General features: G+C 66.2%; 9 protein-coding genes. 6 read left to right on the forward strand and 3 right to left on the reverse strand.

Going from position 1 to position 11,954, the window contains the following annotated elements:
- Positions 1 to 56 precede the first annotated feature (56 nt).
- Positions 57 to 437 carry a hypothetical protein gene (locus GobsT_RS11800; RefSeq protein ID WP_010035721.1) on the reverse strand — a complete coding sequence of 127 codons (381 nt, stop codon included), beginning with the start codon at positions 435 to 437 and terminating at the stop codon, positions 57 to 59.
- A 213-nt stretch (positions 438 to 650) separates the two neighbouring features.
- Between GobsT_RS11800 and GobsT_RS11805 the strand changes: the two genes are divergently transcribed.
- From GobsT_RS11805 to GobsT_RS11815, 3 genes are all read left to right on the forward strand, one after another.
- On the forward strand, positions 651 to 2,279 hold the full coding sequence (locus GobsT_RS11805; RefSeq protein WP_010044146.1) for a DUF1549 domain-containing protein: 1,629 nt from the start codon (positions 651 to 653) through the stop codon (positions 2,277 to 2,279).
- A 52-nt stretch (positions 2,280 to 2,331) separates the two neighbouring features.
- The gene (locus GobsT_RS11810) at positions 2,332 to 3,636 is read left to right on the forward strand and encodes a DUF1501 domain-containing protein (RefSeq protein ID WP_109571135.1); all 1,305 of its coding nucleotides are present in this window, start codon (positions 2,332 to 2,334) and stop codon (positions 3,634 to 3,636) included.
- Positions 3,637 to 3,699: 63 nt separating this feature from the next.
- Entirely contained in the window at positions 3,700 to 4,704 is a 1,005-nt protein-coding gene (locus GobsT_RS11815) for a WD40 repeat domain-containing protein (RefSeq protein WP_010044142.1), read from the forward strand.
- Between the two features lie 33 nt (positions 4,705 to 4,737).
- Here GobsT_RS11815 and GobsT_RS11820 read toward each other — a convergent pair whose 3' ends face one another.
- Together GobsT_RS11820 and GobsT_RS11825 are read right to left on the reverse strand one after the other, a co-directional pair.
- A complete protein-coding gene (locus GobsT_RS11820) occupies positions 4,738 to 5,709 on the reverse strand; it encodes an ATP-binding response regulator (RefSeq protein WP_010044141.1) in 972 nt (323 codons plus the stop codon).
- A 303-nt stretch (positions 5,710 to 6,012) separates the two neighbouring features.
- Complete coding sequence (locus GobsT_RS11825; protein WP_010044140.1) at positions 6,013 to 7,224, reverse strand: WD40 repeat domain-containing protein; 1,212 nt, start codon at positions 7,222 to 7,224, stop codon at positions 6,013 to 6,015.
- Between the two features lie 87 nt (positions 7,225 to 7,311).
- On the opposite strand from GobsT_RS11825, the gene pdxA reads away from it, so the two are divergent.
- The 3 genes from pdxA to GobsT_RS11840 all read left to right on the forward strand — a co-directional run bounded on the left by pdxA (position 7,312) and on the right by GobsT_RS11840 (position 11,943).
- Positions 7,312 to 8,274 carry a 4-hydroxythreonine-4-phosphate dehydrogenase PdxA gene (pdxA, locus tag GobsT_RS11830; protein ID WP_033198936.1) on the forward strand — a complete coding sequence of 321 codons (963 nt, stop codon included), beginning with the start codon at positions 7,312 to 7,314 and terminating at the stop codon, positions 8,272 to 8,274.
- A gap of 501 nt (positions 8,275 to 8,775) precedes the next feature.
- Entirely contained in the window at positions 8,776 to 10,638 is a 1,863-nt protein-coding gene (thrS, locus tag GobsT_RS11835) for a threonine--tRNA ligase (protein WP_010044138.1), read from the forward strand.
- Between the two features lie 1,074 nt (positions 10,639 to 11,712).
- Positions 11,713 to 11,943 (forward strand): TraR/DksA family transcriptional regulator, encoded by a 231-nt coding sequence (locus GobsT_RS11840; RefSeq protein ID WP_010049029.1) that lies wholly within the window; start codon positions 11,713 to 11,715, stop codon positions 11,941 to 11,943.
- The last annotated feature ends 11 nt before the right edge of the window (positions 11,944 to 11,954 follow it).

The following is an 11,954-nucleotide window of genomic DNA, read 5'->3' on the forward strand; positions in this document are numbered from 1 at the left end:
AGAACCGGGCGGCGGCCGTGACGATGCGTTGAACGACCGAGGAACTGTACCCGTGCTCATCCAGCCCGAGGGCCAGCCGCAGGGGGGAAAAAGTCCCGCCGGCAGGCGGGACAATGGGCGATCCGTTCGGCCTGTTGAACCGTGGCCCCTTGGGCCGCCAGGGTGCGGGTGTGTGGTCGGGTCGGGCACGGCTCGCCACACACCGGACACGGAACCTGTTCGGGCACCTTCCGGGCCTGCTGGTGGAGCATCTGCTGGAGGGCACCTTCGGTGAGCCCTTGTGCCGCCGCGGTGGCGATCTGCTCCATCGTCCGGAAGTCCACGTCCAATCCCGGCCCGTCGTCCCCGAACGCCCGCTTGGAAACGATTTTGCCCCACTCCGCCGCCAGTGCTCGAAGGCGGTCGAGTTCCTCGGCCGTGAAACGCGGTGTGCTCATGACTCGCCCCGCACGAGAGTTGCGGCGAAATCGCCCCGCGCTTTTCCTATCCCGTGCCCCGAGGACCGCAAGGCCTACTGCAAACCGTGGCGTGACCTCGCTCCTTTCTGGTTTGCGCTGGCGTTGGTTTGCGCCGGTGTTATACTTCCGTAGGTTCGGTGCGCCGAACTCCCGCCACGACTGCCGATCCCGCCTCAACCTGGAGCACTCTTTATGCGGCTCCGCTCGCTGCTACTCGCGGCCGCCTGTACCCTCGCGCCTGCGTTCGCTCGCGCGGGCGATTTGCCCCCGGCGTCGAAACCGATCGAGGAGGTCATTGACCTGCTCGTCGGGGCCGCACTTACCGAGGCCGGGATCACTCCCGCTCCGCAAGCGGACGACGCCACCACCATCCGCCGGCTCACGCTCGACCTCGTCGGCCGCATTCCCACGACCGCCGAGGTCGACGCTTACATCGAGTCCACCGACGCCGACAAGCGGGCGAAGCTCGTGGACCGGCTCATGGCGTCTTCGGGGTTCGTGCGGCACCAGGCGGCCCAGTTCGAGGTCATGCTGAGCCCCGAAGGGGACCGCCGCGGGGGCGCCGCGTTCCGGGCGTACCTCACGAGCGCCCTCAACGAGAACAAGCCCTGGAACCAGATCTTCCGTGATGTCATGTTGCCCGACGAAGCCGACCCGAAGCTGAAGGGCGCGGCCGAGTTCCTCCGCGGCCGGCTCGGCGACGCGGACAAGCTGACCGCGGACGTGAGCGTGGCGTTCTTCGGCGTGAACGTGAGCTGCGCGCAGTGCCACAACCACCCCAACGTCGAGGCGTGGACCCAGGACCACTTCTACGGCATGAAGGCGTTCCTCGCCCGCACCTTCGATAACGGCGGGTTTCTGGCCGAACGCGGGTACGGGGTTGTCAAGTACAAGCCCACCAAGGGTCCCGAGCGCACCGCAAAGATGATGTTCCTGACGGGCGCCGCCGTCGACGACCCGACCGCCAAGGAGGCGACCGCCGCCGAGCAGAAGGTCGAGAAAGAGGCGCTCGACAAAGCCAAGACCGCCAAGACCGCGCCGCCCGCACCGAAATTCAGCGCGCGGGCCAAACTGGTCGAGGTGGCGCTGAAGGGTGAGAACGCGGACTTCTTCGCGCGGTCGATCAGCAACCGGCTGTGGCACCGGCTCCTCGGCACCGGGCTGGTGGCCCCGTTGGACCAGATGCACAGCGAGAACGCGCCGAGTCACCCGGAACTGCTCGCGTGGCTGAGCCGCGACACCGCGGCCCACAACTACGACCTCAAGCGTCTGATCCGCGGCATCGTGATGAGCAAAACCTACTCGCGGAGCAGCAAGTACGAAGAGTCCGCGGGCGCACCGCCGTTCAAGACCTATGCCGTCGCCCGGCTCAAGCCGTTGACCCCGCTCCAACTCGCGACCTCGCTCAAAATCGCCGCCGCCGACCCGTCGAGCTTTGACAGGCTGAAGCCGGACGAACTCGAAAAGCGGCTGGAGCAGATCGAATCGTCCGCACGCGGCTTCGCGGCCGTGCTCGCGCAGCCGACGGACAACTTCCAGATCGGCGTGGGCGAGGCGCTGCTGTTCAGCAACGGTGAGCGCGTGATGAAGGAGCTGCTCACCGACGGCGGCGGCTCGGCGCTCGGGCGCACGAAGGGGATGACGGAGCCGAAAGAAGCGGTCGCGTTCCTGGTGAAGGCCGCGTACGGCCGCGCGCCGACCGAGGCAGAAGAAGGGGCCTTGGTCGCATACGTCGAGAAGCGAAAGGACCGAGCCCACGAGGCCCACAAGCAGATTTTATGGGCGCTCGTAACGGCCCCCGAGTTCCGGTTCAGTTACTGACCGCCCGCACACACTCACCCGGCGGGCGCCCGCCCGCACAGGAGCACCTCGCATGGCCCGGAACACCTTCTGCCGCTCGGCCGACCACGCCGTCGACCGCCGCGCGTTCATCGGCGGCGCATTGGCCGCCGGGGCTGCTCTTGCGGCGGACATGACTCAGCTCAACGCGCTGGCCGCCGCCGACGTGAATAAGGCGCTGAAGAAGACCCAGAAGCGGGTCATCCTCCTGTGGCTCGCGGGGGGCGCGTCGCAGCTCGAGACCTGGGACCCGAAGCCCGGCGCGAGCACCGGCGGGCCGTTCCGTTCCATCCAGACGGACGTGCCCGGGTTACGCATCTCGGAACTGATGCCGAAGATGGCCGCCCGGATGAAGACCACGTGCGTGATCCGCGGGCTGAACACCAAGAACGGCGACCACGGGTCGGCCGCCGTGACGATGATGAAGGGGCGCCGCGACGAGGCCGCGGTTCGCTACCCGGACCTCGGCGCCGTGGTGGCGCGCGAGATGGGCCGCGCGGACAGCAAGGTGCCGGATTACGTCACATTCTACACCCAGACCGAGGGCCGGGGGATGGCCCCGGGCACCGCCGGGTTCCTCGGCGCTCGTTACGCCCCGATGGAACTGACCACCAACAACTACCCCGAGTTCATCAAGAAGCTCGACGGCATCTCGGACCTGGACCACGTCGAGCGCGGCGCCCTCCGTGACCTCCTTGGCAAACAGTTCGGCCAGGGGCGCAGCTCGGAGACGATGAGCAGCCAGAACGAGGCGTACCAGCGGGTCCGCGGGATCATGGCCAGTGAGAAGCTGTTCGACGTGACGCAGGAGCCGCAAAAGGTGCGCGACCGGTACGGGCCGACGCAGTTCGCCGAGCAGACGCTCATCGCCCGGCGGCTGGTGGAGGCCGGCGTGCCATTTGTCCGGGTGGGGCGCGCGTGGTGGGACAGCCACGGGCAGAACTTCGAAACGCACCAGGAAATGGTGCCGGAACTCGACCACGTGATGGCCACGCTGCTCGACGACCTGGGCGAGCGCGGGCTGCTGGACGACGTGATGGTCGTCACCCTGGCGGAGTTCGGGCGGACGCCGGCGATCAACGCGAGCCTCGGGCGCGACCACTTCGCGAGCGCCTGGAGCTGTACGATCTCAGGGGCCGGGATCAAGCGCGGCGCGGTGTACGGCAAGACCGACCCGAAGGGGCAGACGGTGACGGCAGAAGAAGTGGACGCCGGCCGCCTGTTTGCCACGATCTACTCGGCTCTGGGCGTCGACCCTGAGAAGAATTACTACGTGGGCAGCCGCCCGGTGCCGCTAGTGAACCCCGGCGTCCACGCGATCGAAGAAGTGCTTCAGTGAGTCACCCGCGGGCCGCCCTCCGTCGTTGCGGCCCGCTCCACCTTAACACAACTCCGACCTCACATGAACGCTCTCAACCCGGACACGCTGAAGCAGGTGAAGGACCTCCCGCGACCGACCATCACCTTCGCGGTCGCCCGCGCCGACGGGGCCGATGTCGCGTACCTGGGTGGGTCGGATTTCAAGGTCTATCGAGCCGATCTCGCGGCCCCAAAGTTCGAGCCCAAGGAGCTGTACGCGCACGAGAGCTACGTTACCGGTGTCGCGCTCGCGGGTGCCACACTCGTCAGCGGTGGCTACGACGGCCGGCTCACCTGGTTCGACACCGCCGCGGGCAAAATCGTTCGCACTCACGACGCTCACGCGAAGTGGGTCCGCAAGGTGGTTGCCTCGCCGGACGGGAAGCTGATCGCGAGCGTTGCCGACGACATGCTCTGTAAGGTGTGGGACGCGAAAACCGGTCAACTGGTCCACACACTGAAGGGGCACAAGGAGAAGACCCCGCACGACTTCGCCTCGATGCTCTACGCCGTCGCGTTCTCGAACGATTCGGCGCTGCTGGCGACGGGCGACAAGGTCGGACACGTGGTCGTGTGGGACGCGAAGACCGGGACGCGACTCGGCTCGTGCGAGGCGCCGGTGATGTACACGTGGGACAAGGTGCAGCGGCTGCACTCGATCGGCGGCGTGCGGTCCCTTGCGTTTTCGCCCGACGGCCGATCGCTCGCGGTGGGCGGGATGGGTAAAGTTGGGAACATCGACCACCTCGAAGGCAAGGCCCGGGTGGAGGTGTTCGACTGGAAGGCCGGGAAGCAGACCGCGGAGTTCCCGGGCGACAAGTTCGTGGGGCTCGTGAACCGGCTCGCGTGGGCGCCGGACGGCTCGTGGCTGCTCGGCGCCGGTGGCGCCGGTGAGGGGTTCTTGTGCTTCTTCGACGCGGCCGCCAAGAAGGTACTGCGGCAGGAGAAGTTGCCGATGCACGTCCACGACTTCGCCCTCTCGGCCGCAGGCGATCAGATTACCAGTGTCGGGCACAACCGCATCACGGTTCACCGTTTGGGAGGGTGAGCCCCGGACGGTCGGTTCCAAAGCCCCCGGCTTTTATTCAGAACGATGCTTGATAATCGTAATGCGGTTGCCGATTGCGTTGTGTTTCACGTCGTCCATAAACGAGCGGATGAGCAACAGCCCGCGCCCGCTCGGGCGGTCGACGCACTCGGGCGAGGTCGGGTCGGGCAATGAGGCCGGGTCGAACCCGGACCCCTCGTCTTCGATCACGAACGTTGCTTTGGCAGGGCTGATCCGGGCCACCACGTGTACCCGCCGTTCGGCGTAGGGGGGCCGGGTGCGGCGCTCGCGGGCGAGCGCCAGGAACGCTTCGTCCCCGTTCTCCTTTAAGTCGGAACTCATTTCCAGGTTCCCGTGGTAGATCGCGTTGAGTAGCGCTTCCTCAAGCGCGATGGCGATCCGGGTGAGCCCGTGCCGGTTGCACACCCCCACCGCGAGCAGGTCGTCTCGCAACTGGGCCACCAGCGGGCCGACCAGTCGGGCGTCGTTCTCGAGCTTGAAGCGGCTGATCTGGCTCGTCATGCCGGAGAGCAGGCGCACGCGGTCCGATTCGGCGCGGGCGTTGGTGAGGACGCGCTCGAGGATGCGTCCGAGGTCGGTGACCATCGCACGCTTGGGGATGTAGTCGGACGCCCCGGCTTTCAGCGCGTCGACCGCGGTTTGCTCGCTCCCGTGCCCGGTCATCAGCACCACCGGCACGCTCGGGAACCGGTCCCGAATCTGCTCGACGAGCACCAACCCGTCCATCTTGGGCATGTACACGTCGGTGAGCACAAGGCTGGGCGGCGCCTGTTCGATCATCTTGAGCGCCGAGAGCCCGTCGGTGGCCTGGATGATGTTCCACGTCCCGGCCGCGTCGAGCAGCGAGTGGACGATGCGGCGCTGGACGGACGAGTCGTCGACCAGCAGCACCGTGGGCGCGTTGTGCGACACCGCAGACGTGGTGCTCGGGGCAAAAGTGGGTGACGGGGTGGCGTCCAGGGTGGCACCGAATTGGGTGGTCATGGGAAACGCCTCCGCGATGCCGAGCAGGGTCGAGCAGGGCCGAGTGAATGCGAGATCGTTTCGAGCGTAGAACAGGGCGAGAACGGAGCAGGTGCAGGGCGGTGCCCGTGGGCGCGTTTTTCGCACACCAGGCGCGCCATTTGCGCTGGTCGCGAAATCGTTCGCCCCGGCGTGAGTCGCGACCGACGGGCGCAAACGTTTCGTTCCGTTCGGCGTGGCGTCACGGGCCGTAGATGATTTTCGCGTCCGCGTGGGTGCCGACCGAAGGGCACCTCGCGTTCACGCGCCGGCTCGTCGGGCACGTCAATCGACCTTTTTGGAGCCCGCCTCGCCGGGCGGTACTCGCCACCGACGCACGGTTTTGTCCCAGCTCGCGGAGAACACGAACCGTCCGTCCCGGGTGAAACACACGCCCTGAACCCCGTCCTTGTGACCCTCGAACCGCTTCAACTCCCGACCGGATGCGAGATCCCAGATGCGTACCGTTCTGTCGTAACTCGCGGACGCGACCCGCTTGCCGTCCGGGCTGAGCGCGACGTGGTACACGTGTTCCTTGTGCCCCTCGAGTCGCTTCAGTTCTCGCCCCGAAGCCACGTCCCAGACGCAAACGGTTTTGTCGCGCGCGCCCGAGACCGCTGCCTCCCCGTCGGCAGTGACCGCGATCGTGTTGACCGCGGTACCGTTGTGCTTGTCGAACCCGCCGACCACGTCGCCGGTTTGCGCGTCGTATACGGTGACGGCGCCCAGGCCGCTGCCGGCCAGCACGTGCGTCCCGTCCGGAGCTACCGCCACGCTTTCCACCGAAGCCTTTGCGGCCCCGTACTGCTTTACCTCTTGACACGCTACCAGATCCCACGCGCGGCACGTTTTGTCGCTGCTCCCGGAGATCAGCGTTTTACCGTCGGCGGTCAGCGCCAGACCCCGGACAGCGGCCGCGTGGCCGTTGAGCTTGGCGAGCTCCTTGCCGGTCTTCAGGTCCCAGATGCGGATCGTACTGTCGCCGCCCGCGGTCACCGCTTTCGACCCGTCGGGAGTGACCACCGCGCTGCCGACCCACGCCGTGTGCCCTTCAAGCACCCGGAGCGGTTTCCCGGTTGATGCGTCCCAGAGGCGAACCGTGCGGTCGTTGCCCGCCGAGATGAGCGTCCGGCCGTCGGGCGTGACGGCCACCGCCGCTACTGCACTTGTGTGCCCTGATAATGCGAGTGTGAACAGGTCCGGGTTCTGTTTCTCGATTTCCTTGAGGCGTTCGGTCGGTACCCGATTTTGGTTGCCGGTGGTCACCGCTGTTACTGCGCCGTGCCACCTGGTGGCGCCGCGCCGGTCCGCGGGTTCCACCTTGGTATCCGTTCCGGCCGATGCGTCGGCCATTTTGAACACGTCACCGCTTACCTCGACGGCTCTGACGCCTTGCGCGGGCGATGCTTCGGCCGCGGCAACCGCTGACGCCAACCTCACCAGAGTGAGCGCGAGCAGTGCGGCGGTCGCGCAGGCCGGGATGAGTGAACCGGCCACAGCGGGCCTCCGGAAGGGAAGGCGGCGGGCCGTACAATGACGCGTGCGACGCCCGCGTTCGATCCGCACGCAAGAAACGGTAGCACGATGTCCGCACGTCCGCGAATCGCAGTCACCATGGGCGATCCGGCCGGGGTCGGCCCGGAGCTGTGCCTCCGGCTCCTCCGGAGCGAAGAGGTTCGCGAGCTGTGCGAGCCCGTTGTGTACGGCGCCCTCGGCTTGTTGCGGCGCGTTGCGACTCACTTGAACTGGCCGGAACCCGATCCGGCCGCCGTTCGCGATCTCGCCACGGTTGACGGCGGGTGCGACGCGATCGTACCCGGGCGCGTGTCCGCGGCGTGCGGGGCCGCTGCCTACCGCTACTTTACCACCGCCATTGATGACGCCCTGGTCGGTCGGATCGACGCCATCGCGACCGCGCCGCTGCACAAGGAGGCGTTGCACGCGGCGGGCTTCCCGTTCCCGGGTCATACTGAGATCCTCGCGACCCGCACGACCGCCGAGCGGTCGTGCATGATGCTCACCGCGGAAGCGATCACGTGCAGCCTCGTTACGGTCCACGTTGGCTACCGTGAGGTTCCCGGGCTCCTCACCGTCGAGCGCATCTGCGACACGATCGAACTGACCGCGGACGCGATGCGCCGCATCCGCGGGCGCGACCCGCGACTCTTGGTGTGCGGGCTGAACCCGCACGCCGGCGAGCACGGGCTGTTCGGCGACCGCGAGGAGGAGCGGCTCATCGTGCCCGCGATCGAGGCGTCACGCGCGAAGGGCATCGACGTGAGCGGCCCGCTCCCGCCCGACACCGCCTTCTTGCCGAAGCACCGTGCGCGGTGCGACGCTTACGTGTGCATGTACCACGACCAGGGGCTGATACCGCTGAAGGCGCTCGCGTTCGAGGATGCCGTCAACGTGACACTCGGGCTTCCGATCGTGCGCACCAGTGTCGATCACGGCACGGCGTTCGACATCGCGTGGCAGGGCGTCGCGGACGTTTCCAGTTTAATTCAGGCGGTGAAACTGGCCGTGAAGCTGTGCCGCGCGGTTTGAGCGGAACGCCGCTCCCTACTCATCAGATGGCAGCGACGACCGGTGCGGAGGGAGGCTGTCCCAATTGTCGACCGTAACCAAGGCGCATCTCAATATCCCACATTGGTTTGCAGCCGCGGCTGCGCCCGGCCGGGCACTCCGTGCCATTTGAACTTTGGACGCAACACGCGCCCGAGATGTCGCTCAACGTTCTGATTGGCCCATTTCAACCGATGCAACCGATACAATTGGAGCCCTGTTTGGCGTCACCGCACCGCCGCCAACGTGCCACTTCGAAGCCACTTTTTTGCCATCAGTTGTGGTAGCTCCGCGGCACTGGCGGTGCGAGGCACGCCTTCCGGCTTCGGAAACGTGAACTCGTGGGTTCGTGCATCGGGCTCGTGAACCTGCCCTACCTGTCGGGCGGTCCCTTTCGGCGTAACATGCTCTCTGCGGCGCCCGGGAGGTTCCGGCTGTACGTCCGGGTGCCACGGGTGCCGCTCACGAAAAGGCATCTCCATCATGGCGACCGAAGCGGAACTCAAGGCGGCGGGCGAAAAGTACATCCCCAAGGACTACGACCCGGCGCTGTACAAGCTCCGGCACTCGCTGGCGCACGTGCTGGCGCAGGCAGTGGTCGAGAAGTTCCCGCAAGCCAAACCCACCATCGGGCCGCCCAACGAGTACGGCTTCTACTACGACTTCGACCTCGACGTGAACCCGACCGAGGGCGAGCTGGAGTGGATCGCCAACCGGATGAAGCAGATCATCAAAGGCAAACACGCCTTCAAGGTGCGCGAGATCAGCGCCGACGAGGGGCGCGCACTGTTCAAGGACAACCCGTACAAGCTCGAACTGATCGACGGCCTCACCAAGGGACAGGACGAGTACGGCAACGCCTCCGCCGCCGCGCCGGTGCTCACCGTCTACCAGCAGGACACCTTCGTCGACCTGTGCCGCGGCCCGCACGTCGAAGCCACCAACGACCTGGACCCGAAGGGCTTCAAGATCCAGCAGGTGACCGGTTCGTACTGGCGCGGGGACAGCAAGAATAAGTCCCTCAAGCGGTTCCACGCGACCGCGTGGGCATCGGGCGACGACCTCAAAGCCCACCTCGCGCGGCTCGAAGAGGCGGCCAAACGCGACCACCGCAAAGTGGGCCGCGAACTGGACCTGTTCGCCAACGAGCCGGTGTTCGGCTCGGGCTTCCCGATGCTGCTCCCGAAGGGCGCGACCATCCGCCGGCTGCTCGAAACCTTCATCACCGACTACGAGCGCCGGGCCGGATACCTGCACGTGTTCACCCCGGACATCGCGAAGAAGGAACTGTACAAGATCTCGGGCCACTGGGACCACTACAAGGACAGCATGTTCCCGCCGATGGACATGGGGGAGGGCGGGAACGACGACGAAGAGCTGTGCCTGCGGCCGATGTGCTGCCCGCACCACATCCAGGTGTACAAGAGCAAGGCCCGGAGCTACCGCGACCTGCCGATCCGGATCGCGGAACTGGGCAACATGTACCGGTTCGAGCGGAGCGGGGTGGTCGGCGGCCTGTCACGAGTTCGGTGCATGACCCTCAACGATGCGCACCTGTTCGTGCGCCCGGACCAGGTGAAGCACGAGATCGCCGGCGTGCTTCAGTTGATGAAGAAGGCCTATGCGGACCTCGGCATCACCGAGTACCGGTTCCGGCTGTCGAAGAACGCGGACCCGGACGGCCCGCCGTCGGACAAGTACGTCGACAACCCGGCCATGTGGGAGAGCAGCACCAAGATGCTGCGCGAGGTGCTGCAGGAAAGCGGGATGCCGTTCTTCGAGGCGTGGAACGAGGCCGCGTTCTACGGCCCGAAGATCGACGTGCAGGTGAAGGACGTGATGGGGCGCGAGGAGACCCTCAGCACCATCCAGGCCGACCAGCACCTGCCGGCGAAGTTCGAGCTGGAGTACAAGGACAGCGACGACACCCCGAAGCGCCCGGTGATGATCCACCGCGGCGTGATCTCCACCATGGAGCGGATGATGTCGTACCTGATCGAGCTGTACGCGGGCGCGTTCCCGGTGTGGCTGGCGCCGGTGCAGGTGGCGATCGTGCCCATCGCGGACCGCCACTTCGCGTTCGCGCAGAAGCTCGGCGACGAACTCCTCGACAAGGATTACCGCGTGGACGTGGACCTGGGCGACAAGCGGATGCAGGCGAAGATTCGCGACGCTCAGCTCCAGAAGATCCCGTACATCCTGGTGATCGGCGACAAGGAAATGGAAGCGAACGCGGTCGCGGTGCGGCTGCGCGACGGCACCGACCTCGGGGCCAAGCCGGCTGCGGAGTTCGTCGCCATGCTCGAAGCGGTGGCGAAGTCGCGCACGCTGAAGCTGCTGCCGTAGGAACGTATCCGGTCGAACCGCCTATAAGGACTTCCGGTCAAAAGTTCGCTCGTCGAATGTCGTAACGTCACAAATTCAGTAGGGGCAAAAGCCCTGTGGCTTTATGACTTGCTGACCTGACGACTTCTGACCGGTAGACCTAAGCCTGATACCCTTCATTAAGTGTGAGGTTTGCGTCTCCGCGGGTTGTGATTGCAAGACGGTCGCGCAACCACAACCCGCGGAGGCCGCGTCGCTTTCCGTGCCCGGTGCTTACCTGGCAGAAGCTTCGACCTGTTGCACGGGGCAGAGTGCGGGCACGCTTGCCATAACCTCGCGCGAGAGTGTGGCGAGTACGGCGCCGGCGCGAGTGTGGCAAATACGTCTGGCAATTGGGTTGCGGTGCTTGTGGGCCGGGGCCACAGCCGTCGGCGTTGAACTGGTGAGACCCGCGATCTCGTGGGGCCGAGGACTGGTTCCTTTCGGGTTCGCACCATACTTCGATGCGGAGGCACCCGCCGCCTGGTCCCGATACATCTGGAATGCCGCTTCGGCGGCGATGAGGCGCTTCCACGGGTACGGGGACCGCCGGTCGTCGCGGACGAACGCTTCTAAAACCGCATTATCGTTGGTTCGGTAGCGCAAGCTGGCGTTCGCGTTAACCGCCCGGCAGATTACGTCAGAGGCAAATTGATTTGTCTTGGATAATGAGTGTTGGCGCGATGGCACTTCGTGCATCGTTGTATCGAACCGGCCATCATCGAACACGCCTGATACATGAACCCATCTGCGGTGCCGCTTTCTTGACGAGCCGCGACCGCCCGGGAGCGGGATACGTCACCCGCTCCCGGGCGGTCGCGGCTCGTTTTCAAACGTTACAACCAGCCACGGGTACGTGGTTAGAGTCCCGGCGGCGCGCCCGGAGCGACCGCCGATATTCGGAAGACAGCGCCGCGAACGATTTGGTTCGTTCGCAGCCTTTTTGGCCCGTTTCGGGTGCTTGAGGGGAGTAAATCGCCGGCGCTCGGCGTTACAGAACTGGCGGACCGGCCGCGGGGCGCCGGCCCGCATCTCGACTTCCGGAGGACGGTACCGATGACGACCCCTCAACCGTGCGCCCGGTGCGGCAACGAGATCCCGGCGGAGCGCCTTCAGGCGCTCCCCGAGACGCAGGTGTGTGTGGCGTGCAGCCGCGCGATGGGCGGTGAGTTCACGGTGTACGTAACGCCCGAGCGCATCAGCAAGGAAGGGAGCCTGAAGAAGAACTACGGCGGCTACACCACCCGCAAGGTGCGCAAGCCTATCAAACCCGCGGGTGGCGAGTAGCGCCGCGGCCC

This window comes from Gemmata obscuriglobus, from assembly GCF_008065095.1.
Lineage (GTDB): Bacteria > Planctomycetota > Planctomycetia > Gemmatales > Gemmataceae > Gemmata > Gemmata obscuriglobus.